Consider the following 25,650-nt stretch of genomic DNA (forward strand, 5'->3'; position numbering starts at 1 on the left):
TTCGACGGATGTGGCCTAGAGTGCTGAAGCAGCTGGTGGAGCTGTTACCCCATGTGTCGCGGCTGGTGCCCATCGCCGAACGCTACTTTTCCACGAAGGCATCGGGAGACCGCTCCAACGAGCTCGCCCTTGCTGCCCTTGCCGAAGGCATGCAGGCAGACATGGGCCAGGTCACCAAGGCACATGCAGGGTTGTACCGTCAGATCCAGGAGCAGGGAGCGCAGATTGCGGGCATCGGCGATGAGATCCGTCACGTTCGCGGTGCTCTCGATACCTCGGAGCGCAAGGTTGCTGCTCTGCAAGAGCGGGTGGAATCGCTCCAGCTCTGGATCCGCGTTGGCGTAAGCGCAATCGTCATCCTTCTGCTCGTGATCCTGCTGCTGCTGCTGCGCAGGTAGTAGCTCGTCGGCTGAAAGGCGTAAAATTGCCGTATGGGAATCAGCCGCGAAGAGGCCCTGGACTGTTTCAGGAGCGACGATCTGATCGGGATTGGCATGGAGGCCGACGCGGTTCGCCGCCGGCTGCATCCTGAGGGCGTCGTCAGCTACATCATCGACCGCAATATCAACTACACCAACTTCTGCACGGAGTACTGCACCTTCTGCGCCTTCTATCGCCCTTTGAAGGGAAAGATGGCGGCCGAGGGCTACATCCTCGACTTCGAGACGATCTATCAGAAGATCGCCGAGACCGTGGAGATGGGCGGGACGGGTGTGCTGATGCAGGGCGGGCTGCACCCTGATCTGAAGATCGACTGGTTTGAGAGGCTGTTCCGTGGCATCAGAGAGCGGTTCCCGGAGGTCTGGCTGCACTGCCTTTCGGCGAGTGAGATTCTTGCCATCGCGGAGTATTCGGAGCTGAGCCTGCGGGACACCATCATGCGGCTACGTGACGCAGGGTTGCAGTCCATCCCGGGCGGTGGCGCGGAGATTCTGGATGACGAGGTGCGGCATAGGATTGCGCGGCTGAAGTGCAAGACGGAAGACTGGGTCTCTGTCCATCGCACCGCACACGAGCTGGGAATGCGGACTACGGCGACCATGATGTTCGGCGTGGGCGAGACCTTCGAGCAGCGCGTGAACCACTTTGAGGTGGTCCGGCGGCTGCAGGAGGAGACGGGCGGCTTTACTGCGTTCATCCCCTGGAGCTTCCAGCCCAACAATACGGCGCTGGGTGGCCGGGGATGGGACGAGGCTACCTCGGTCGAGTACCTGAAGACGCTGGCGATCTCGCGGATGTACCTGGACAACATCGAAAACGTGCAGTCGAGCTGGGTGACGCAGGGCCTGAAGGTTCTGCAGATGGGGCTACGCTTTGGCGGCAACGATGTGGGTTCGGTGATGCTGGAGGAGAACGTGGTGAAGGCCGCGGGCACCTCCAACTGCACGACGGAGGAAGAGCTGCGGCGGATTATCCGCGATGCCGGCTTCAAGCCTGTCCAGCGCGATACTTTGTACCGGACGATGTTCCTGAACTAGGCGGCCTGCGAGCTGCGTTGTGGCGGGAGAGAGGCGGGAGTTCCCTTCCGCAAGAAAATTTTCTCGCGGCCTCGGTTATGGAGTCACACTACCATCCGGTCTCACCGCCGACTTACGCACAAGGCAGACAGCGTTAGGGACTGGCAGCGGATACGGACACGGCATCCACTCGCGAGCAAGGTAGTCCGCAGGCAAGGTCTCATTGATATAACTGGGCCACTCGACCAGCACATTGATGCGGTCACTATCCAGGTATTCGGGCATGTGGTGCGCCATGCCAGCTTTGAGCGCAGCCTCATTCAGCTTGCCGTCCAAGTTATCGACATTTCGATCGAAATACCCGATAGTGCCGCTTTGGAAAGAGCCGACGTGCGCGTTGGGATAATACTGCCGGATGTAACCAGCATCGATAAGCCAGTTATTTCCGACATAACCTCTGTGCAACGTGGCAAAGGCGTAAGACATGAAGAAACCAGCCAGCGGGATAACCACCAGCTCCGAACGCCTGATGATCGCCGGCTGTTCGGCAAACAGCATTGCCAATATCGGGATCGTAACGATGACGATCACTGAGCTATACCGCACATAGAAACTGGGGACTGCAAAAAAAATGATGTAGACCATCACCAGGCTGACTCCGCCGGCCAGCCACGGCGAAATCCTTTTAAGATACTGGCCGGGCGATGTCAGCCACGCCCGTGTCTCGGGGGAGCGCGTGAACAGGAACGCTACCAGCAGAACACTGACTGCTCCTAACAAAAAGAGGACAGGGACGGGAGAGTGACTGTAAATCCAGGGGAATACGTTGACCAGCACAGCTTCCGCCATGCGAGGAAAGCGGGCCAGATCCCTCATGCTTATCAATCGACCTTCGGCGTGGCCGGAGGATGGCAACCACGATCCGCTGACACTATGAACAAAGAAGAACCAGGGACTTGTGATTGCCAACGCGATCAGGCCGCAGGTCACTACTTGCAGGGGAATCAATATGCGTCGTAACAAAAGAAATACTAGCAAGATCGCAAACAATATCCCGAAGTCGATTCGTGCCAGACCGGCGAAGCCGCCAGCCACCCCGAGTGCAATCACATCCTTCCAACTCGCCTTGCCCGCTTCGGACAGCCGCAGAGTCAGCCAGAAGCATAGAAGGATGAGACACAGATAGATACCAGTTTCGAGGCCGTACGTAAATAATCGGAATAAGTCGTAGCCGCAGAGCGTGAGAAAGAACGCGACAGTAAAAACAATTGGCTCGCGCTGCTTAGGTCCCAGGCTCGCCACCAGCTTTGCCATCATCCAGGCAAAAAAACAGAACAGTGCGCTGCCAAAGACGATCATTGCCCGGACAATCGTCCACTCACTTCCATGGAACAGGTGGACAAGCCATGCCAGTCCAGCAAACACAAACGTGGCAAGCGGCTGGATCCCCGTCGCGGGTCGCCCATAGTTATAGACAATCTGATGCTTTGTGGCGATATTATCGGCAACCGTAAGCATGTAAAAGCCATCTTCGCCAACGGGCTTATTGCCCAACCACGGCCAGAAACTATGCGTAGCCTGGCTCGTCGGGAAACCGGCCGGAGCGTTGAAAGCCATCAGGCATGCATACGCCAGCAAAATGACAGTCGCAATCCCGCATAGCCAGTACGCTCCGCGTCGTGCAGAAGCTGCCTCTACCATTTTGCCCCCTGCCTGAAATCGAGTTCTGTTGTCTGGTTCCACACAGTCTAGCATTCCAAAGTACCTGATCAAATGACGGCTGAACTCGAACAACGTGCATCCAAACTTAGTCCTCAATTGGGCTTTATCTGCGCGCCCCCCAGTCGCCCCCAGGCATACAGTCGCTCGCACAGATTGTTTGACTGACGGGGAAGATGCTTCCTGGATTAGATATATTGCGACACGATTTTATAGGAGAGACTTTACATGCAAGCATGTTGCACCGGGAGCCGCTGTCCAAGATCAAAGAAGGACCGTGAAGAGCGTCCATGAAGAAAGAACTTCCGAAATAGCTTCACGTAAAATCCTGATTCGATAGAATTGAGCTGATCCGGAGCCGTTCACCTGCAATCTCTTATTTCATCGCTGATATCGAGCCTGACGTTTCTTCCCGCCATGCTGCTCGCTCCCCATGGGTTCAGCCACTATTGGAAGTCGCATTACCTCGACCAGACCTTTAAGGGGCTCTATCGCTGGAATGCCTTCGATACCTGGCTGCTGATCCCGTACTTCGTCGTGATGATCATCCTGGCGTTCTACGGCATTCATCGTTATCAGCTGGTGTGGCTGTACTATCGAAACCGGAAGAATGCCAGCAGGTGGAATGAGCCTCCGGCGCGCTTTGCAGAGGGCCAGCTGCCGTTTGTTACGATCCAGCTCCCGATCTACAACGAGCAATTCGTGATTGACCGCCTGATTGACGCGTGCTGCAGGCTCAACTATCCGCGCGACCGCTTTGAGATCCAGGTGCTGGATGATTCGACCGACGAGACCACAGAGGTCGCGCAGCAGATTGTCGAGCGCTACGCTACGGGTTTCCCGGGGATGGAGCCGCAGCCGATCGTCTATATTCACCGCACGAATCGTCATGGCTTTAAGGCCGGGGCGCTGGATGCCGGGCTGAAAGTAGCGCGCGGTGAGTTTGTCGCGATCTTCGACGCGGACTTTGTGCCTCCGGGCGAATGGGTGATGCAGGTGATCCATCACTTTGCCGAATCGAACATCGGCATGGTGCAGACGCGATGGACGCATCTGAATCGCGACTACAGCTTCCTGACGCAGGTGGAGGCCATCATGCTGGATGGCCACTTTGTGCTGGAGCATGGGGGACGCTCGCGCGCGGGGGTGTTCTTCAACTTCAACGGAACGGCGGGAATGTGGCGGCGTGAGACGATCGGGAGCGCCGGTGGGTGGCAGCACGATACGCTGACCGAGGACACCGACCTGAGCTATCGCGCGCAGATGGTGGGCTGGCAGTTCAAGTACCTGCAGGATGTGGAATGCCCTGCCGAACTTCCCATCGAGATGACGGCCTTCAAGACCCAGCAGGCTCGCTGGGCCAAGGGCCTGATCCAGACCGGCAAAAAGATCCTGCCGCGGGTGATGAAGAGCGACGTGCCGTGGCACACCAAGCTGGAGGCCTGGTACCACCTGACCGCCAATATCAGCTATCCGTTGATGATCATTCTCAGTGTGCTGCTGATGCCGGCGATGATTATCCGAAGCTGGCAGGGGATGCTGCAGATGCTGCTGATCGATCTGCCGCTGTTTATGGCCAGCACGATGTCGATCTCGAGCTTCTATCTCGTCAGCCAGAAAGAGCTGTTTCCGAAGAGCTGGGGCAGGACGTTTCTATATCTTCCCTTCCTGATGGCGCTGGGTGTGGGCCTGACGATTACCAATACCAAGGCCGTGATGGAAGCGCTGTTCGGCGTGCAGAGCGCGTTTGCACGCACCCCGAAGTATCGCGTCAACAAGAAGGGCGAGAAGAGCCAGGCCAAGAAGTATCGCAAACGGCTTGGGATCATCCCGTGGATCGAGCTGGCGATTGGAAGCTACTTTGCCCTGACGGTGTGGTACGCCATCTCGACGGAGAACTACTTTACGGTTCCCTTCCTCGTCCTCTTCGTCTTCGGGTATTGGTATACGGGTCTGCTGAGCCTGCTGCAGGGACGCTTCGAGCGCTTTGGGACGGCCGGGCAGGAGTTCCATGAGAAGCCGTATCCGATGGGAATCTAACTGCCGACGCGCAGAAGGCGCTGTCTGCTGAGGAGTGTCCTGTGAAGAGAAGCCTTGGATTTCTCATCGTGCTGCTGCTGGGATTTACTGGCGCGTGCCAGGCCCTCGAATCGGTTCCAAAGGCTGAGTACCACCAGCGCCGCATTGCCCTTGCTGAACGCATAAAGACTGGCGTGGCAATCCTTTTTGCGAAGGAAGAACCCACACTTGAGTACCAGGACTTTCGCCAGGACGAAGACTTCTACTACCTGACGGGGTGGAACGAGCCGGGTGCGGCGATGGTGATTATTCCTCCTGCCGATGCGGAGCCGGAGACGCCGGGGACAGGCCTCGGTGGCCGCGCGGCGCAGGCGTATCGTGAGATCCTGTTTCTCCCCTCGCGTATTCCACGCATGGAGAAGTACACCGGCGCAAAGCTGGATGCCGCGACTCCGAACGCCACCACGATCACGGGCTTCGATGAAGTGTTGCCGATGACCGAGCTGCCTGCCGTGCTGAACAAGCTGGCACTCTCGGATCGCATGCGGATGCGGAATGTGTGGGCAGAGAAGAATTCAGCATCCACGAATGCTCTGCTCGGCTTTGTGGCCGCGACACTCAGGATGCCGGCGATCGATGTCGCCGAGGATGTCTCGGGCCCGCTGATGGAGATGCGCGCGATTAAGTCACCTGCAGAGGTGGAACTGATCCGCAAGGCATCAAACGCTTCCATCGCGGCGCAGCTTGCTGGTATGCGAGCAATCAAGCCTGGCGTTCGCGAACGTACCGTCGCGGGGATCGAGATTGAAACCATGATGCGGGAGGGTTGCGAACGTCCGAGCTATCCGCCCATCGTCGGCTCGGGGCCAAACTCGACGATGCTGCATTACAGCGAGAACGCACGCACGATGCAGTCGGGCGACCTGGTTGTGATCGACGAGGCGGGTGAGTACAGCATGTATGCCTCCGACATTACGCGCACCATGCCGGTCAGTGGCCACTTCACGACGCGTCAGAGAGAGATCTACGACATTGTGTTGGGAGCGCAGAGAGCGGCGGCAGCGGCCTTTGTCGCGGGCAAGTCGAAGATCAACGACCCGGAGCACAAGCAGCCAGACTCACTGGATACAGTTGCTTTCAATTACATCAATGCGCATGGAAAGGACCTGCACGGGGGTCCGCTGGGACAGTACATGGTGCATGGCATCGGTCACCTTGTGGGTATCGACGTGCATGATCCGTGGAACTACTCCAAACCGCTGGAGAAGGGGATGGTCTTTACGATCGAACCGGGAATCTATCTTCCGGAAGAGGGCTTCGGCGTGCGGATTGAGGATGTCTTCTATGTGGACGAGAATGGCCGGCTGGTGGACCTGATCGAGAAGCTGCCTCATGAAGCCGGTGAGATTGAATCGGTGATGCGGAGATAGGGCTCGCGCCCGGTGCGGGTGTTTCCTGCTCAAACAGGCATTTGTGGCTGCATCGGGAGAAGACAGGGATTCTTCGCCTATGGCTCAGAATGACGAGCGTGGAAGGATCTATCGTTGGCTTTGAAAAAGGCCCAGCCAATAGCTGGGCCTTTTGGGTCCACCCTGCTCCTTACCAGCGAATGCCGATGGTGACCGGGAAGTATCCGGTGCGTTTGTTGTTCTCCGGATAGAGAGCACCCGGAGCTGTAGAGTTTGCACTGGGCTGATTGTCTACCCAGACGTAGCGAGCCTCGGCGTAGAGCTTCTGCGAGGCGAAGCGCGACAGGCGATAGGTGAATCCGATGCCACCGTTCACCCCGCCAGCGTTGTTGGAGTAGTGATCGAAGGTCTGGTTCTGTGTGAACTGGTAGCAGAAGCCGAAGTAGTCGCAGTAGACGCCGGTCGAAGGCAGCGTGAAGTTGGTGACCTTGCGGTAGAAGCCGCCGCCGCCGATGACATAGGCCCCGAGGCTGTCACCCTGGTAGTAGGTGTACATCGGGTTCAGCGTAAGGGACCATACGTGCGCGTTGCCGTCGAGTCCTGCAAAGCTGACCGGGGCGCCGGTGTCATCGACCAGGCCGAGGTTGTTGTATCGGATGTACTGGCGATCGAGATTGCCGCCGGTCAGACCAAATTTGTCGTAATCCCACTGCAGCAGCACGGCAAACTTCTTGTTGAAGTTATACCCTCCCGCCACCTGAAACTTCCAGCTGAGATCGAGATCTTTCGCCGCCGATCCTGTTGGAAGGCTGAAGCCTCCGCCTGCAGCAAAGGTGTACTTGTTGGAGCCGTCGGCATGATGCCAGCGATCGCTGTAGTTCGTCCTGCGGCCATAGCGTCTGCGCGGAGGCGGCTGATCGGCGCCCGGACGAGGCATGAAGTTCTCCGCGGAAGCCACTTCATCGCTGCCGGAGGCACTGGAGCTGTAGCTGAGATCCGGGGGCCTGGTAAGGTCGATGGGCGCCATCAGGCTCTTCTTGAGATCGATTGTTTTTCCGGCAGAGAAGGATGCCGTCGTCTGCGCGGGGAGGCACAAAGCGGTCGCGGCACCGAAAAAAGCCACAGCCACGGTACGGGACATCACCGTGAAGAGGCGATGTGATCTGGCACTCGAATACATCTTTTTTACTCCTGAGTAGAATCTCCTGGTTCCCTGTAACCCTGTCTTTTCGTGCTTGTTGTGTAGGACGCACGAAAAGAGGTTTTGGATGACCCGGAATAAGGCAACTTCAGTGTATGCAACAAAAAAGGGACATCCATAGGATGCCCCCTTTTCGTGTTTCGTCTCAAGTTTAGTGAATATCGAACTGCTCCGGGTGCAGGCTCGGATCGGACTTGACGAGGATGGTCTTGCCAACCATCTCCTCCATCTCCTGCAGCCACTTGGTGGAGGACTTCAACTGTTTGACCACATCCGGATGCACGCGCAACATCACATCACCGCGATCGAGATGCTTCGCCATCTTTCGCATCTCGATATAGATATCGTTGCAGACGGTGACGGGCGACTTGACCATTCCAGTTCCCGTGCAGATGTTGCAAGGTGTCGAGAGCGTGCGTTCCAGCGATTGCTTGACGCGCTTGCGGGTGATGGCGACCAGCCCGAAATCGTTAAACTGGAGAATCTTCGAAGGAGCGCGATCCTTCTTGAGTTCCTCTTCAAGCGCCCCCATCACGCGATTGCGGTTCTTGCGCTCATCCATATCGATGAAGTCGATGATGATGATGCCGCCCAGGTCGCGCAGGCGAATCTGGCGCACGATCTCAGGGATGGCGTCGAGGTTGGTCTTGACGATGGTGTCCTCAAGACGCGCCGTCTTGCCCACATACTTGCCGGTGTTGATGTCGATTGCGACCAGGGCTTCCGTCTGGTTGATGACGATGGAGCCGCCGGATTTGAGCCAGACCTTTGAGCGAAGAGCCTTGTTGATCTCTTCGCCGATGCCGAACTGTTCAAAGAGCGGCGTCTCCTTGGTGTAAAGCTTTACGCGGCGAATCAGGCTTGGCTGGAAACGCTGCAGGAAGCGGAGGACACGCTCGTATTCGGTTTCGGTGTCGACCCAGATGGCTGAGAAGTTGTCGGTGACCTGGTCGCGCAGGATGCGCTCGACAAGGTTGAGATCGTGATAGATGAGTGCGGGAGATTTTGATGACTCCGAACGCTGCTTAATATCGGCCCAGAGATTGAGCAGGAAACGAAGATCGGAGCGAAGCTCATCCTCGGTGGCTCCCGCCGCAGCCGTGCGAACGATGAAGCCGCCGGGGGCATTTCCCTTCTCGCTCAGCAGAATCTCCTTGAGACGGCGGCGTTCGCCGTCCGATTCGATCTTGCGGGAGACACCGGTGTGATTGACCGTCGGCATGAAGACCAGGAAGCGTCCCGGAAGAGCGATGTGCGAGGTGATGCGCGCGCCCTTCTTCGCAATCGGCTCTTTCGCGATCTGGACCAGGATCTCCTGTCCGGGCTTGAGAAGCTCGGTGATTGCGGGCATATCGGTCGCCTGCATGGAGCTGCGCCCGCGACTGCGTCCACCTCTCTCGTGCTCTCCGCCGCCGGTGGGGCGACGCTCGCGTCCGCGGCGGTCGCGACGTCCACGGCGGCGCTCGAAGTCACGGCCCCGTTCCTGTCCATCCTGCGCAGGAGCGGCCTCTTCCTCGGACAGGGCAACAGGCTCCCCCTCTTCGGCGAACTCATCCTGCGCGAGATCGTCTTCGCTCTCTTCGACGGCTACATACTGCGTGCTGAAAGAGCTGTCATCGATGGCGTCCTCTTCCTCGAAGTCGTCTTCGTCATCTTCAACGCCGGCGCTGGTGATCTCATCGATAGACATCTCGCGGATCATCGTGCCAAGGTCGGCAGCTCCTTCGAGCGTCTCTTCTTCATCCAAATCGTCGAGCTCTTCGATGGAGGAGGCATGAAGTATGGCCGCATCCGAGCCTTCCTCTTCGTCGAAGATCTCCTCTTCGACGACTTCACCGGCGCCGGCTTCAAAGGCCTGGTGCTCTGCTTCCTCCTCGACGGGATCGGAGACAGGAGCTGGCGAGACCATCTCGCCTGTGGCATGAATGGAGGTGACCTCGTGCGAGGCTGCGGTCTCCGCTGTAACCGGAGTCTGAATCTCACTGACGGACTCGTCCGTGGCTTCGACGATCAGCGGAGCTACGGGCTCGTCGAGATGCTCGACTTCCTCGATCTCCGCGTGTGGCAACTCAGTGTGGGCCGCTGCTGCCTCCTCCAGCGCAGGTGCTTCTTCTTCTGCGGAAGGGCTGTGGCGAAACTCGCTGGGAGGCACCGGATCGACGCGGTAGGAGACCGAAGCTTCCGTGGGCTCGTACTCCACCGGCTCGGTCTTCTCCTCAGAAGAGAGAGAAACGGCGGAGACAGGCAGTTCCTCAGCGGCTGCCTCTGCAGCATGAGCCTTCTCCGACTCTACAGGAGCAGGGGCCGTCTGTTTACGATGGCGCGAGAGCGATTCACCCGGCAGCACAAATCCGCCGTCCCATCCGGCCGGAATCTCATAGCCGGGAGCGGTAGGGGCTGCGACGGCAGGTGTCGTCTTATTCTGTGCTTGTTCCGCCGGCTCGCCGCCGGTCCGGTACTTGGAGAGCGATTCCCCCGGGAGCACGATTATCGGCTGCGATTCACCTTCGGACTCAGAAGGTCCGGAGGCTTCTTCCAAACCATAAAGCGAGCTCTTCGGGGCAAATCCCCGGGGAGTGCGACGGTCGCGGCGGCCACGTCCACGGTCACGATCGCCATAGCCCGTCCGCTCTTCGCGGCCGGTGCTTTGCGGCTCTGTTTCCACAGGCGCCTCGGCTTCAGCCGGAACGGGTTCCGCGGTGGCTTCAAAGTCGTAGGAGGGCTCTTCCGGAGCGACCTCGGGCGAGAGATCGTTTGCCGGCTCAGCGGCATTCTGACGGCCTCTTCCGCGACGGCGGCCACGACGGCCTCTCCAGCGTCGGCTGCCATCGGCTCCGGGAGCGCCTTCGCCGATGCTCTCTCCATTTTCGGAGGTCAGCTCTTCAGGAGCCTCCAGGGACTCCGCCGCATATCCATCTTCGGAGGCGTATTCGTCGGAGGCGGTGGGTTGCTGCGATGGGGCCTGATGCGGCAGCTCCTGGCGGTTGCGATCGCGATCGCGACGGCGTCCTCTTCCACCACGGGTCGGTTCCTCCGCCGCGGAGGCCTCTCCATCACTGGAACCGCCTTGATCTCGGCTTCCGCGATCACGCCTTCCACCGCGCTGACCGCCGTCGCTGTCGAAGTCAGCCGAGTCGCCAGCCTCTTCCATAAAGTCGGTGATGTAGAGGAAAGCGTCGCGTTCGAGGCCGATGTCCACAAAGCTGGACTGCATGCCCGGCAATACCCTGGTGACTCGACCGTTATAGATCGATCCGGCGAGAGTGTATTCATTCTCGCGCTCGTAATAAATCTCTGAGAGGGCGTCGTTTTCGACGATGGCAAGCCGCGTCTCGTGCGGCGTGCTTGAAATGTAAATCTCTTTCGACATTCTTCTGCTCTTTCTGCCCGATGGGCGGCAGACGCGGCAGAGAGAAATCGCGAACTATTTCAGACGAAACACTCGCCTGGTACAGCTCTCCGGAAAACGGACAGGGTATGGAACAGATGCAGACTCGAATGAGCGTTCGATGGAGGGTAAACAACTCTGCCAACAGACCTGACGTGAGATACTGTCAGATTGGAACGATCAGGATCGGATACGCCGGGGGGACCTTCGAGCAACTGCGAGCATGCGGACTTTGTGACCAGAACGACCTCAAATTGCAGGGCTTGAGGCGGGGCCGTTTGCCATCCGGATGCATTCATCTTCCGTGAAACCTGTCCGGCCAACGGAATGATTGTCTCTCGCCTGGCCGGCCTTTTTTCAAAATCTTTTTATCGCCGCTCCCGGCAACCGTGCCTGAGAAGAGCGGGTATCGCTGACAGGGCATCTACAGCCCTTCAGAATCTTTCTCTAGTATTGCACTAAATTCCGGGCAATGGCGAGTCTTATGGAAGATACCCGCAAATTGCTGAAAAAACTACAGGATTGACGAGGCGAGCGTGCGGCTGGAGACAGGCGAGGGGCGTCAGCCCTCCCTGCTGCGCATTGATGGCCGGCAGTTCGTTTCCAGAACTTGTGATGGATAGCTATCTGCCGATGCTGTATCCGTAGCCGTGTTCGATCTTCGGCTCCGGTGCAGCAGTGGCTTTCTCCATGCCAATCTGCGGTGTATGCGCACTCTGCTGCGAGACATCGCGTCCAAGTGCTTGCCCCAGCTTGCTACGGTCATTGGTGAAGAGCTGCGCATCCACTGCGCCGCGCGGGATCGATACATAGGCCATGCGGTTGTTGAGTAGGTCTTTGGCGGCAAGCTCGGTATCGACATGCACCGGTCTGCGGTCTGTCCTTGGCTGGAATGGCTGGTTACTGCATAGCCATGATCCAGATGCGGATGCTTGGCCGGATCGATCCAGACAGTCTTCCTATCGTCCATGCGCAGACTCATCCGGTCGTTCTTGATGCGCTCGACTGTCGCCAGTTAACGGTTAGCGACCTTCAATTCACTCGCAGGAGCGGTGAACTGTACGCGGTCTCCCCTGGAAAAGGCACGCTCTTTTTCCCGATAGACAGAGACGCCCAACTGCCGACGCGGGTCGTAGCTTCGCTCAATTCCATCCCTGGTCTCCACGGTCAGGCGGTTACTCTGCCCGTCCACATTGGTCACACGGGAATACTCGCCTTTGCCGATTCCGGTTTCTTTGGAGGCACGGTTGTAGCGGACGACATCACCCACTTCATAGTTCTCCGCCCAGGTGCGAGCCGCGCCGGTCAGCTCCTGCCGTGGCACCAGCGTCCGAACTGTATGTTCTTCGTGACTCACAACACCCCGCACTTGCTGTTCGGCATGGATCACCTGGTTGATTTCCATCCGTGAGCGGTTGTCGGGAGAAACAACCAAGGTGTTTTCAGGGCTCCTGGCTTACTCCTTCGCAATGGCTTCGATCCGCTCTTCCCGGCCTTTGAAGTCATGCACTCGACCCTGTTGCTCCAGTTTCTGAAGCGCTCCACTGACATCGCCTTTGGCAAGCTGCTCCACCACCTGTTTCAGTTCTGGGTCTTCTGGCGCACGATCTGATCGAGCGAAACCGTCTTCATGCCTGCCTGCTGCAACTGCGCGAATGGTCTACCCGCTTCCACGGCCTCATGCTGTCGCTTGTCGCCCACCAGCAACACGCGGCCATTCGGGTGCGGGCGAGTCAGGAACTCGTGCATCTCCTTGGTGGAAGCGAGTGAGGATTCGTCCAACACGTAGAGACGTTTTTCACCTGTATCCGACTTTTCTCCTCGTGCAAGGCGGCTTTCTCGACGAGCATGGCAAGAGCGACACCAAACTCTCCCTTCGCCGGACGCGATTATCGGCGACGTGAGAAAGGTCCGCCAGCAGATTCAGTCCTCCGCCTTCCCCAACCTGCCGCTCTACTTCACCGAGTGGAGCACGAGCTACACGCCGCGCGACTCCGTACACACCTCTTACATCAGTGCGCCTTATATCCTTACCAAGCTCAAGGAATCGCAGGGTTTGGCGCAAGGGATGAGCTACTGGACCTACACCGATCTCTTTGAGGAGCCTGGGCCGCCCACAGCGCCTTTTCAAGGTGGCTTTGGGCTGCTGAACCCCGAAGGCATTCGCAAGCCCGCCTTCTTCGCTTACAAGTACCTCCACGAACTCCAGGGTGAGGCCGTTCCCTGCGATGATCCACACCTGGATTGCCACCGGCCATGGCAATGTAGAGGCTCTAATCCGGGACTTCTCCCAGCCTCACCAGAACATCAGTAACAGGTCTTTCTACACTAAGGTGGTTCCAAACCACCCTGCTGCTCCGCTGACCGTGCAAGTGAAGCATCTCGTTCCCGGTAAGCTATATCGAGTCAAGATACTCAGGACCGGCTTTCAGCCAACGACGCGTACTCCGCTTACCTGGAGATGGGTTCGCCCAAGATCATGAACGCTGCGGCAGTTCGACATCTGAACGCCATCACGCGCGACCGTCCGGAGAAGAACAAGCTTCTATGAGCCAGCACCGAAGGGCGAATCGAACTCAAGCTCCCGATGCGCTCGAATGACCTCGTTCTTGTTACTCTTTCCGCTACATCTCGATCTCCGAGAAGCTACTGAAGAAGCTCCGCATCCAGCGGGGCAAGAACCATGCTTCCCTCAAACCTGCGGCCACTGAGTATGCCGGTTGCGGGATGCGAGAGCGGAATCATCTTCTTCTCACCAGTGGTATTTACGTAGAGCGTTCTACCTTCTACAACGCGAGCGTACACACCCTCCGGAGTAGTCGGTCCAGCCTTCACTCCGGCCAGTGTCTCTGCGTACTTCAGGGCAGGAGCAATCGAGGAGGCGTTTGCCGGGACTGCGACATAGAGTGCCTTCCCGCGGCCAAAGGAGTTGCTTGTAAGGTAGGGTGAGCGTTCGCGAGTATTCGTAAGAGCAAAGATTATTTTTGCTGTCGATGGCTCCAGCACCTCATAGCGACGTACGGAAAGATCGGTCTGCTTGCCGTTGATCTCGACTATCAGCGATGGAACCGAGTCGTAGAATGCATTCGTCTTCAGGCCGAAGACGTCGCTCAGGGCGCCGGGGAGTGGAGTGTCGAACCACAGGCCAGACTCGTTTACCTTGGCGGAGAATGCTGTCATGAGCACCGTCCCACCATTCCGCACGTAGGTTCGCAGGGCGCTTGCGCTGGCCGAGTCCATGACGTAGTCCGCAGGTACAACCACAAGTTTGTACTGCGAAAGATCGGTATGTCCCGGGTTGATGAAGGCAGTGTCCACGTTCGCGCGGAACAGGGGCTCAAACGCACCTTGTACCTGGTCTGTATAGGAGGGTTTGAAGTATTGGAGCGTCGTGTTTGAGGGGCCGTTCGGATGCGAGTCGACGAAGGAGTCGAACGAGTATGCGATCGCTACCTCGGGATGGGTATAGCGAGGAAAGCCAAGGGGTGCAAGCCGCTTGAACTCCGCCGCGATCCTGGCGAACTCATCTACCTTCCACGACGGCGTGTTGTCGTGATCCACCAATCCAAAGAGCGCCTGCTCTTCGCCTCCGCGATGGCTGTTGAAGGTCCACGCGAGGATACCTTGGGTTCCGAGAGCAAGTCCTAAATACGCGTACATCCGGCTTCGACCGGGAGTTCCGTAGAAGCCGCCGCCACCTGCAGTAAACTCGTTGAACCAGATCGGTGTTGGGAGATCGCCCTTCGTAAGCAAGGCTCCCATCGCTCCGCTGACAGGATCGCCAGGATAAAATCCTTCTGCCCCGTAAGAGACATAAGATTTGTAGCTGCTGAGGTAATCGAAGCCGCGACGCGGCGATGTGTCCCAGAGATTTGAGATCGCCGGCAAATCTGGCATGTCGTGCCGCCGTATTGCTTCGAGTTCACTAAGCCGTTCGATCACAACATCAGACCAGAAGCGGTGGAGATCGAGGAAGCGCTCGGACGGTCCCGGGCCCTCGGCGAGCGGTAGATCAACTTCGTCGAAGCTATCCAGATGACGCGACCATCGCTGCGTCGCCCATGCCCGATTCAAAGCGTTCAGGTTCCCATACTTCTCCTTCAACCATTCGATAAAGCGCAACCGATCTGCGGGAGAGTAGGAGAGATAGCCGTTGCCGATCTCATTGTCGTAACCGACGGCGATGATTGCGGGGTTATGCGCATAACGCTTCATCATCGTGTCGGCGAGCAGGTTTACCTCGCGGACATAGTCTGGATCGCTGATGTCATCCATGTACCGCTCGGCTGGCGGCAACCGCGTCCCATTCTGCGCGATGATGTCCACTCCAGGGTAGCGGTGATGCAGCCAGATAGGGGCAGGCGAACCCGGAATATCCAGGATCACTCGAATGCCATTCTTCTGCATCTGGTCCAGAATGCGGTCAAACCACTCGAAGGTGAACTTGCCCTGTGCCGGCTCAAACGCATCCCAGGAGAGATCACCCATGCGTACGATGTTGAAGCCGGCACGGTGCATGATGGCGATATCCTGTTCGATTTCAGCGGGCGAACGGTCTACCGGCTGGTAGCAAGTTCCCACAAAGAGTTGCCCGGGCCCCGGCCAGTTCGGCTTCGGGGTTTGAGCCGAGAGCGGCACGGCCTGAGATCGCAGCGGTGTAACAGTCAGCGTGCCGAAGGCTGTGAGCAGCGAGGCATAGAGCAGAGCTGAGAGCTGGAACCGACAGCAGCGTGACAATGTTTTCTCCTCCAGGTAAGTTGGGTTGTGGACGGCGTCGGGTCGACAGTCAGAACGTTTGCAGGCGCACCCTTAGCCAAATTGCCTCTTTGCCGAAGTTCAGGCCGTAATCCGTCTGGTCGCCGTTCCAGAGACGCGTGCGTACCCACTGACCGCCCTGATAGCTGCCTTCTTCCACGATGTCCCACATGCGATGGCGGTTGGAAGCGGTGCCCGTGGGGTTGAAGTCCACCCGGCACTGACGGCCGGTCACAAGGAACTCGTCGGGGCCCAGGCTGACGATCAGCGCCTCTCCCTCCGGTGCTTTATTGCCGGGTGCTGCCGTACCCATTCCGAATGCGGGCAACCCGAAGGAAACAGTAGATTGCCAGTGAGCAGGCTTTCCGGCGCTTCCCGGCAGTTTCACCTCAGCGGTGTGATGGGCTGGATCCTCCGCTACGCCCCGGACGCGGTCGTCGCGCAGCCAGGTAGCAAGCTCCCGCTGCAGGGGACCTGCCACGGCATAGTTCCAGGCGAATGGCGCAAGCGTCTGTTCATCGAGCCGCTTCGCCCCGAGTGGAAAGCTGGAGTAGCCCGTTGCATCCATCCCAAATGGAGAGAAACCGAAGGCTCCGTGGCCTAGAGCCGAGCTAAAGTAGCGTGCGTAGTCAGCGCGGTTGCCCATCTCTGGGATGAACAATGCGTTCCAGGAGAAGGCGTACTGATCGAGAACCGCAGTGTACTTTGCGTAGTCAGGCAGGTAGATATCAGGCGCCAGCGCATCGAGCGAGGGCGCCGTAGCATGCCACAAGGCAAGCACGTCATAGGTAGGGCCACCGCTTTCATAGGTCAGCGGAGCGCTCGGCTGTAGTGGGTCCCGCAGCGCTGCGTTTACATACATCGGCAGCGGGAGCACGGCCTTTCCAGCCGCCGTAACGGCCTCCACGTAACGCGCGATGGACCACGCGCAGAAAAACTCATCTGCATCGGCTTTGAAGACCTCAGCCCACGTGCCTTTGCTATCGTGCATTCCCATGCTGTTGAGCACGGCGGCGGGCACAGGAGCGGCAAAAGCAACGTTCGCTTCCTTTCCGTTATCCCGCATCGAGCCCCAGACGCCGGTCTCGTTCTCCACCTGAACCATCAGGACAATGTGGTCAGGGTCCGCACTTTTGATGTGTTTCATCAGTGCAGTAAATGCTCGGATGTCAGCCGCGAGTGTCTCTTTACCGAACGGCGAGAGCGAAAAGACCGGCTCACCGTCGGGCTTGCGAACGAGCGGAAATCGCTGCGGGTCACTTTTGACCCAATGGGGCGCATAGCCTGGACTGCCGTTCTTCCACGTACCAAACCAGAGCAATACGAGATGCAGACGGTGCGCACGAGCGCCGGTAAGGAGGGCATCCACCTGAGAGAAATCGAAATGCCCTTCCTCCGGCTCCAGTGTCTCCCAATACACCGGGGCCTCCACCGTATTCGCACCAAGCTCTGCCATAGTGGTCCAAACGGCAGGCAGCGTCGACGGCCAGGCCGACGAGTTATTTATTTGTGCTCCCAGCATGAGGAAAGGAGTGCCATCCACAATCAGCGCCGGATGACGACCGGTCCTGTCGATGCGCGGAAGCTGAGTAACTATTTGTTGGGTAAATATTCGCGGAGCGACGGCGAGAAGTATAAAAAGCAATATGCCGAGGCGGCAGCGATGCCTTTTCGGCGCGCCTCCATAATGCAGCGTCTTTTTCTGTATCAACGTTAGGTCTATCAGCGACTAACCCTTAGGTGACTTCTGTCAGACAGATTCAAATGAATGACAGAGCAACCCTCATGCGCTTTCATTTATCTGTCAGATGTCACGTTTTTGAATCAAACTGGAGCTACTCTAACATAGCCTTGAACGATCAGTTGGCACGCATACTTGCCCGCAGCGCAATGTAAATGTTGCGCGTATCCGGCTTGCTTGGCTTACCATTGCCGCGTGGCGACAATCTCCATCGACGAAGGCTTGAAGTCGATGATCTTGATGTGGAGAACGGCTTGAAAGTTTCGCTTGAGCCAATCTGGTCCGAGCTGTGCCCGAAGCGATCTCACATAGTCCGGTTTGCATAAGAACTCTGCAGCAGCAAGCGTCCCGTGCCCTCCAAGTCCCGCCACGGCCACCATGGGTGCGGCATCATCTTTAGCAACCAGCCGCGTAATGATCGCGTAATCGTCGGTATCGTGAAGATCATCGGAAGCGTGCAGATCCCATCCCTTGTCGGGATGATCACGGTCCTTGATCCAGTTCCGACCACGGCGAACAAAGGGCAGGTTCTTCGTCATGTCTCTGGTGATGAGGTTATTCGCACCACCGATCAACACGGCTGAATGCTCCCTCATCTCGCTGAAAGAGATGTCGTTCGGAAAGCGTTCGTCGAAATCCTTGCCGTAGCGCGTCAGCATGCGAACTATCTCTGTCGTGGCTGCAACGTCCGCCAACGCGACAAAGCTATCGGGCGCTGGGTAGAGACCGGTGGAAGCGAAGCTCTGATCCGGCTTGAGGGGAGGAAAGAACTCCATGCCCTCCGAATTCTGCTCATCGGCTCCTGTCTTACTCAGGTATTCGTCGATCTCGTGTTCACCCATCCGGTATACCGCGTTGCTGCCTATGGAAATCAAAATCGGCCTGGGATCTGCCAGCATTGGCGCCCAGAACTGTCGAACTGGGTCGCTCACACGATGGACATACCAGATACCCGTTAGCCCGACGATCAATAAAGCCGTCGTCAAAAGAGCGGCGAGCCGTCTGGACAGGCGAAATGGGAATGATCTGTGTAACTCCTCAACCCCACTTTGGGCCGGCACCTCCTCGATGCCTGGCATAGTGCTCAATGATCTCAGAGGAGTGCTCTCCACCGACAAAAGAGAGGCGAGTGGGGACAGAGGAGATACATCTTGCTCTGGCGGAGAAGGGGGAGCAGCTACCTCGCTGGGCCAGACAAAAGTGGCTCGATACGAGCCTGACGGAACATCGATCTTGACGTGTGGAGGCTCGAGAAGGGCCTGATAATACAGCGCTAATCGCTTCCGCAAATCCGCAGCGCGAATTCGAACCACTGGATCGTCGCCGGGCTCATAGTCTGGCCTGCGGCCGAAGACCTCTTTGCCGATGACGCGTTCGCGCAACAGTCCCGGTTCGCCCGCCAGAGTGTGCTCCACGATATAGCGCAGCAGCTGTTGACACTGGGTTGTCGAGCGCAGCGGCTGGCTTCGCAGCAACTCTTCCAGAGCTTTCCACACGTCCTGCTGCTGCTCGGCATTCAAAGAATGTTCGGCATCAGGTATTTCGTGAGGATTGGCCTGCATTCGCAATACCGAGGTATGTTACCTCCTTCCGAAGCGCTGGTCAATTCAAAAGAATGAACAACTTAGGCGGGAATACCTGCAAGAGAGCTGTAGTGAACCTTGTCGGCCCCAGCTTGGTGAGCGTTTAGTCGTTGGGATCAGAAACGACTTCAGACCCATGTTCTGTATGTGACACAGATGCAATCGGACATGTGGATTACCGCTTCATCGAAAGGATTGCAATTTTGGCTTTCGCTTGCCCCACCCGCAGATTGTTGCCTATCTGCTTCTGCGCAGTACTAGCGACAACACTGTTCCCGTCCGTCTCTGCCCAACAAGTGTTCAACCGCGGAGCCGCGACTGTCGTGATCGAGCCATACGCACCCAACATCGTCAGGATCAGCCTGAGCCTGCGCCACGACGATGCCGTCGCCGCGCCTGGATACGGCATCGTAGCTCGATCCTCAATGATGGGGTGGAAGAGCTCCCATACAGAGAACGCCGACACGCTCCGTTCAATTGACTTGCAGGTCAGTGTTGCCTCCTCACCGAAGGCCCATGGTTCGGGGAGCCATGACGGTGGCGAGATCGGTCGTTTCTTCAGCGGCTCGACCCCTGGAGTCGGCATCCACATCGCCAAAGGCGATGGCACGCATCTGCTGGACCTGCAAGGCTGGCAAATGGCGGTCCCGAATCACAAGGATGGCACGGCATGGCTGAACAATGACCGCCGCCCGTCGGACCCACCATTCTTCACCGTGGGAGCTACTTTTTCCGCCGCCCCGGACGAGCATGACTACGGCTTGGGGCAAAACCAGGAGGGCTATCTGGATCGCCGTGGCCATGTGCTGCGGTGCGCACACGACTACAACGCACCCGGAGGGCAAAGCGTCTGTGTGCCGTTCATGGTGACGAATCAGGGGTATGCGCTGCTGTGGGACAATCCTTCACGCACCACTGTCAGCCTGGGCTTTAACGGACAGAACACCTTCCAGAGTGAGGTGGGCCGGCGGGTCAGCTTCTTCATCATCACAGGTAAGAGCTACGATGATTTTTATCGCGGTTACCGTCTGCTGACCGGTGACACACCGATGCTTCCGAAGAGCGCCTACGGCTTCATCCAAAGCAAACAGCGGTACAGCTCGCAGGCAGAGTTGATGGAGGTGGCGAAGGGATATCGCGATCGGCACCTGCCCATCGATGATCTCGTCATAGACTGGTTCACTTACACGAAGATGGGCCAGATGGACATGGACCCCGAGGCTTGGCCTGATCCGGTGGGCATGCTTCGAGATCTCCACGCAATGAACTATCACGTCATGATCAGCGTGTGGCCGCGCTTCGTGCCAGGAAGCCGTTTCTTCAACACTCTTCAGGCCAAGGGTTGGTTTGAGCACCTTGCCGACGGCACCCCGACCAACGGGCTGCCATACGACCGTGCCGGCAGCGACATCGACACGACCAATCCCGACGCAGCGAAGTGGTACTGGAACATCATCAAGGAAAACTACGTCACAAAAGGCTTCGATGCTTTCTGGGCCGATGAGACTGAGCCCGATCTACCGCCAAACGGTAGCTACTTCAAGATCGGTCCTGGCACCGAATACTTCAATGTCTATCCTCTGTTTCATACGGCCGCCTTTTATCAAGGCATGCGGCGGGATATGAAGGAGCGTGCATTGGTTCTGGCACGTGATAGCTATCTCGGCGCACAGCATAACGGCGCCATCTTCTGGAGTTCGGACATCTCGCCCACATGGGATGTGCTGAAGCGGCAGGTGCCTACTGGCATCAACTTCGTCGCTTCTGGCATGCCCTATTGGTCGACTGACATTGGGGGATGGCAAGCACTTCCGGCGACGCACAAGCCCGAGCATCCCCCATTGCTCGACCCAAGCGACGCTCGAGATGTAGTGGGCGGCTACGATGACTATCCCGAACTGTATACACGATGGTTCGAGTACGGTGCCTTTCAGCCCAACTTCCGCACACATGGCACACGCCCACACAACGAAGTTTGGAGTTATGGAAAAGAAGCGGAGCCTATTCTCGAGAAGTATCTTCGCCTGCGCTATCAACTTATGCCCTACATCTATTCACTGGGCTGGGCGGCGCATCAGAGCGGTGCACCATTTATGCGCGGACTTTTCATGGACTTTGGCAACGATCCCAACGCTGCCAATATTCGCGACGAGTATATGTTTGGCCCGGCGTTCCTGGTGGCACCCATGGTCGAACAGGGCATGACTACACGCAAGGTATATCTGCCGGCCGGCACAGACTGGTACAACTTCTGGACGAATCAACGTCTGCATGGCGGTCAGACCATCACGGCGCAGGCACCGATCGATACGATTCCACTGTTCGTGCGCGCCGGCTCGATCGTGCCTATAGGCACACCCATCGAGAGCACCAATCAGAAGCAAACCATCGAGAAGCTACGGGTCTACCCCGGCGCAGACGGCGACTTCACACTTTACCGCGACGACGGACGCACATACGCCTACGAACGGGGAGACTTTCAGATCACCGAGATCCACTGGAACGAGGCTGAGAAGAAACTGACGCACACCGGAGCATCTGCATGGACGGGATCCGAAGCATCGCTCGTGGAGATCGTGCACCCATGAACTCCCGCTTCCGCTGCGAGAAACGCGCCTCGCCAACACGCGCGGGATAGGCTTGCCTCTTCATCAGCGCAACTCCTTGGCCGACTAAGTACTACCCATCACCATCACGATCCACCTATTTGTTGTGAGGACCACATGACACAGACTTATCCATCGTTTTTCCACCGCAGCCGCATCTTTGCAGCTGTCATCATCATGGCGATCGTTGCCCTGGGGACCTCAGGTCGCCTCTGCGCTCAAACCACCGCGAGCATCTCCGGTACAGTGGAAGATACAACAGGTGCCGTTATTCCCGGTGCACAGGTCACCTTGACGAACACCAACACGGCGGAGGTCCGTACGCTGCAGACCAACGAGGTCGGATACTTTACCTTTGCGGGTATTGTTCCCGGAACCTACAAGGTGGACATCAGCGCGAAGGGATTCCGGCGCTTCGAAGCACCGAGCATCGCCGTCAATGGAGGTGATTTCCGCTCACTGCCAAACCTGAAGCTCGAAACAGGAGGTGCAAGTGAACAGGTGACTGTTTCCACCTACGCCGATGCACTTGCGCCGCAAGACTCCGGGGAACGATCTTCGCTGCTTACGACAAAGGACATCGAGCGCTTACCGCTGGTAAGCCGCAACGCTAGCGAACTGTTGAAGGTCCTGCCTGGCGTCACTACCACGGCGAACGGCGCCGGAAACGGTACAAGCTTCGACTTCACCGACACGGGCAGCACCGGTTCGACGGTCGGAGTCGGCCTCAACACGAACGGCGCGCCGTACCGCGGCGGCACGGCTTACCTGCTCGACGGCGCCAACATCATCGACCCTGGCTGCTCCTGCTGGTCGATCGCCACAGTCAATCCGGATATGACCCAGGAAGTCAAGGTTCAGAGCTCCAACTTTGGAGCTGACGCACCCCAGGGACCGGTCGTCATCAACGTGACCAGCCGTGCCGGTGGCGCTAACTATCATGGACAGGTCTACTACTACGTACGTAACTCTGCGCTGAACGCGAACACTTACCAGAATAACCAGAACCACCAGCCAAAGCCTTACGCGAGCTATAACTATCCCGGCATCAGCATTGGTGGCCCGATCCAGATTCCGCATACCAACATTGGTAAGAACCATCAACTGCTCTTTTGGGCTGGCTTCGAAGACTTCCGCCAAACTCTGCCTGCAGCGCAGCCCGTGACCTCGTTCGTTCCGAGCACGGCGATGCGTAGTGGCAACTTTAGCTTGACAGATCCAGAGAACGCCGCTTTATGCGCCCACAGTACGGGATCCAATGATTTCTGCAAACCCTTGACGGGAGGCTTTGCGCCGGACGGTACTCCGCTCTCTGGAACGCAGGTTCCCACGCAATACCTGGACTCCAATGCCCTCGCGTTGCTTAAGCTCTTCCCGATGGCCAACACGAATCCTTCCGGCAACGCGAGTGGCTACAACTACTACTTCCAGCCCACCAACGTTCACAACGGTTATGTCTACCGTGGCCGAGTCGACTATAACCCCAACAGCACGAACAAGGTGTTCGTCAGCTACCAGCATGGTGCGGACTCAGAGACTAACCCCGTTCACATCTATTACACCCCAGGGGATGCTGTGCTCTATCCGGGTGGACCACTGGTCAGCACACAGATCGCGAACGTTCTCGCCGGCAACTTTATTCACGTCTTCAACGCATCCACGACAAATGAGATCCGGGTTGCGCGCGGTTGGACCTCGAATCCGTATACGGCTCAGAATCTGGCCGCCATCCAGAAATCTGCTGTTGGTTACACGTACAACACGGTCTTCAACTCGGCATCCAATCTTGTCCCTTCGATTAGTGCTGCCGGTGATCGCACGCTGCCGGACATCTCCCAACCGGATTTGTTCGCGCAGGGTGGCAGCTTTCCTTCCGATAAGAGCTCGCTGACGATCTCCGATGACTTCACAGCGGTCTATCGCACTCATACGTTCAAGGTCGGCGGGTACTTCAACCGTTCGGGCAATGCCCAGGGCACCTATGGATATCCGAATGGCGACTTCAGCTTCGGAGGCACACCGCTGCCTGATCAGATCACAGGCAAGCAGATCGGCACCAATAACCCTCTTGCGAATTACCTGATGGGAATCGCAAGCGGCTTCACCCAGGCCAATGTCAATCCTACGCAGAACCTCTTCTATCACGTCGGTGCGGGCTACTTTCTTGACAACTGGAAAACGACATCGCATCTCACACTTAACCTGGGACTTCGAGTTGAGCATATCGGTCGTTGGCAAGATGGCTCGGGCATTGGTATCGCTGTATGGGAACCCAATCGTTATGAGACCGACCTTTCGGCAAACAAAGCCTATCCTGGCATCTACTGGAAGGCTATCGACGGAACGTTGCCAAACGGCGGCGCTCCTGTACAGACACTTTTGCTCGAGCCCCGTCTCGGACTCGCCTATGATGTGCATGGCAATGGCAAGACGGTCGTTCGTGGCGGCTGGGCGAGTTATCGCTGGAACGATGCCATCAACGGCGCTTCGGGCGCTTTGACGACAGCACAGGGTACACGTACGTTCAACACGAATTCCGGCAATGCCATTACGTTCGCACAGATAAGCGCTTTGTCTTCCAATGCGGCTAATTTGGGTTCGCTGGCGTCCAGCGTCACCGCCCTCGATCCGGGCGACGACAAGCTGGGGAACAGCTATGCCTATAACCTCACGGTTTCACAGCAGTTGCCCGATAACATGCTCCTCGAAGTCGCCTATGTTGGCAATAACACCCAGAACATCTTGCTCGGTGGGCAAAGCGACTCCGTGGGTGTTGGCGGAGCGCAGCTCATCAACCAAAACAAAATCCCTCTTGGAGGCTTGTTCCAACACGATCCTGTCACCGGCGCGGCTGCTCCCGCAGATCCCGAGAGTGTTCCCAATATCGTCGATTACTATCCTTACTACAAAGGCTACGGCACCAGTTCGATCTCCGTGCTTTCGCATGGTGGGTACTCCAACTACAACGGTGCGCAAGTGAGCTTGGCCAAGCAGAGCGGCCGCATCACCTTCATGGTCAACTACACCTATAGCAAGTCGCTTGGCATTCTGTCTTCGACACTGGATGCCTTCAACATCCACAATAACTATGGCGTACTCTCCATCGATCGTCCACATGTCGTCAATACGTCTTATGCCTTTGACCTGGGGCGTCCGGTACATAATGCACTGCTCGGCGGTTTTGTGAACGGGTGGACCCTATCGGGAATTACACAGTGGCAAGCTGGTGGCAATATGCAGGCTAACGTAAGCCAGAATCTTGGTTTGACAATCAATAACACTGCGACGGGCCGTCAAATTACCTCGAACACGTACTACGGAACACCGGCGCAAACGATTCTGCCCATTACGACCTGCAACCCGAACTCAAATCTCGGTACATATCAACACATCAATTTGAGCTGCATTACTGCGCCGCAGGTTGGGCAGGTGGGGCTTCGTCAATTACCTTATCTTTCGCTCGCATCCTATTTCGATTCCGATCTTGGTCTTTATAAGACCTTCCACGTTCATGACAGCCAAAATATAGAGTTACGTGGACAGGCTCTCAATTTCCTCAATCATCCGTTGCCGGGTTACAGCACCGGCAGCCTGGTGCAACCCGTCTTCAATACCACCGATGATCGAACATTCACACGCGCCAAATCACCCGTCGGCCGTGGTGTCACCGACACGAAGTTCACCCAACGCACACTTCTGTTAGCCGTCAAGTACGTCTTCTAACTCTGCCCCAATTGGCGTGCAGGCTTCTCCCAAGGAGCCTGCATTTCGC

16 protein-coding genes are annotated in these 25,650 nt (G+C 57.4%); 7 read left to right on the plus strand and 9 right to left on the minus strand.

Going from position 1 to position 25,650, the window contains the following annotated elements:
- The first annotated feature begins 8 nt into the window (after window positions 1-8).
- Window positions 9-398: a hypothetical protein gene (locus GWR55_RS10370; protein ID WP_162402203.1), complete on the plus strand. Its 390-nt coding sequence runs from the start codon at window positions 9-11 to the stop codon at window positions 396-398.
- A 33-nt stretch (window positions 399-431) separates the two neighbouring features.
- On the plus strand, window positions 432-1,478 hold the full coding sequence (gene mqnC, locus GWR55_RS10375; protein WP_162402204.1) for a cyclic dehypoxanthinyl futalosine synthase: 1,047 nt from the start codon (window positions 432-434) through the stop codon (window positions 1,476-1,478).
- A gap of 75 nt (window positions 1,479-1,553) precedes the next feature.
- Here the strand turns inward: mqnC and GWR55_RS10380 are convergent, their stop codons facing one another.
- Entirely contained in the window at window positions 1,554-3,074 is a 1,521-nt protein-coding gene (locus GWR55_RS10380; protein ID WP_162402205.1) for a hypothetical protein, read from the minus strand.
- 519 nt (window positions 3,075-3,593) lie between these two features.
- On the opposite strand from GWR55_RS10380, the gene GWR55_RS10385 reads away from it, so the two are divergent.
- Both GWR55_RS10385 and GWR55_RS10390 read left to right on the plus strand, forming a co-directional pair.
- Window positions 3,594-5,216 (plus strand): cellulose synthase family protein, encoded by a 1,623-nt coding sequence (locus tag GWR55_RS10385; RefSeq protein ID WP_162402206.1) that lies wholly within the window; start codon window positions 3,594-3,596, stop codon window positions 5,214-5,216.
- Between the two features lie 41 nt (window positions 5,217-5,257).
- Window positions 5,258-6,625: a Xaa-Pro peptidase family protein gene (locus tag GWR55_RS10390; protein ID WP_238398329.1), complete on the plus strand. Its 1,368-nt coding sequence runs from the start codon at window positions 5,258-5,260 to the stop codon at window positions 6,623-6,625.
- Window positions 6,626-6,794: 169 nt separating this feature from the next.
- On the opposite strand, the gene GWR55_RS10395 is transcribed toward GWR55_RS10390, so the two are convergent.
- From GWR55_RS10395 to GWR55_RS19285, 5 genes are all read right to left on the minus strand, one after another.
- A complete protein-coding gene (locus GWR55_RS10395) occupies window positions 6,795-7,784 on the minus strand; it encodes an outer membrane beta-barrel protein (protein WP_162402207.1) in 990 nt (329 codons plus the stop codon).
- A 172-nt stretch (window positions 7,785-7,956) separates the two neighbouring features.
- Complete coding sequence (locus GWR55_RS10400; RefSeq protein ID WP_162402208.1) at window positions 7,957-11,175, minus strand: Rne/Rng family ribonuclease; 3,219 nt, start codon at window positions 11,173-11,175, stop codon at window positions 7,957-7,959.
- A 641-nt stretch (window positions 11,176-11,816) separates the two neighbouring features.
- Window positions 11,817-12,059, minus strand: a complete 243-nt coding sequence (locus GWR55_RS19275) for a hypothetical protein (protein ID WP_162402209.1) — start codon at window positions 12,057-12,059, stop codon at window positions 11,817-11,819.
- Window positions 12,060-12,208: 149 nt separating this feature from the next.
- Window positions 12,209-12,628 (minus strand): hypothetical protein, encoded by a 420-nt coding sequence (locus GWR55_RS19280; RefSeq protein ID WP_162402210.1) that lies wholly within the window; start codon window positions 12,626-12,628, stop codon window positions 12,209-12,211.
- A gap of 146 nt (window positions 12,629-12,774) precedes the next feature.
- A complete protein-coding gene (locus tag GWR55_RS19285) occupies window positions 12,775-12,978 on the minus strand; it encodes an AAA family ATPase (protein WP_238398330.1) in 204 nt (67 codons plus the stop codon).
- A gap of 115 nt (window positions 12,979-13,093) precedes the next feature.
- On the opposite strand from GWR55_RS19285, the gene GWR55_RS19090 reads away from it, so the two are divergent.
- Window positions 13,094-13,507 (plus strand): hypothetical protein, encoded by a 414-nt coding sequence (locus tag GWR55_RS19090; protein WP_202925490.1) that lies wholly within the window; start codon window positions 13,094-13,096, stop codon window positions 13,505-13,507.
- 332 nt (window positions 13,508-13,839) lie between these two features.
- On the opposite strand, the gene GWR55_RS10420 is transcribed toward GWR55_RS19090, so the two are convergent.
- The 3 genes from GWR55_RS10420 to GWR55_RS10430 all read right to left on the minus strand — a co-directional run bounded on the left by GWR55_RS10420 (window position 13,840) and on the right by GWR55_RS10430 (window position 18,768).
- The gene (locus GWR55_RS10420; protein WP_202925491.1) at window positions 13,840-15,930 is read right to left on the minus strand and encodes a beta-galactosidase; all 2,091 of its coding nucleotides are present in this window, start codon (window positions 15,928-15,930) and stop codon (window positions 13,840-13,842) included.
- Between the two features lie 49 nt (window positions 15,931-15,979).
- Window positions 15,980-17,593 carry a DUF5597 domain-containing protein gene (locus tag GWR55_RS10425; protein ID WP_238398331.1) on the minus strand — a complete coding sequence of 538 codons (1,614 nt, stop codon included), beginning with the start codon at window positions 17,591-17,593 and terminating at the stop codon, window positions 15,980-15,982.
- Between the two features lie 278 nt (window positions 17,594-17,871).
- Entirely contained in the window at window positions 17,872-18,768 is an 897-nt protein-coding gene (locus GWR55_RS10430) for a hypothetical protein (protein WP_162402211.1), read from the minus strand.
- An 827-nt stretch (window positions 18,769-19,595) separates the two neighbouring features.
- Between GWR55_RS10430 and GWR55_RS10435 the strand changes: the two genes are divergently transcribed.
- Window positions 19,596-21,860 (plus strand): TIM-barrel domain-containing protein, encoded by a 2,265-nt coding sequence (locus GWR55_RS10435; protein ID WP_238398332.1) that lies wholly within the window; start codon window positions 19,596-19,598, stop codon window positions 21,858-21,860.
- 135 nt (window positions 21,861-21,995) lie between these two features.
- Window positions 21,996-25,601 (plus strand): carboxypeptidase regulatory-like domain-containing protein, encoded by a 3,606-nt coding sequence (locus GWR55_RS10440; RefSeq protein WP_238398333.1) that lies wholly within the window; start codon window positions 21,996-21,998, stop codon window positions 25,599-25,601.
- The last annotated feature ends 49 nt before the right edge of the window (window positions 25,602-25,650 follow it).

It is taken from the genome of Edaphobacter sp. 12200R-103, from assembly GCF_010093025.1.
In the GTDB taxonomy this organism is placed as follows: Bacteria; Acidobacteriota; Terriglobia; order Terriglobales; family Acidobacteriaceae; genus Edaphobacter.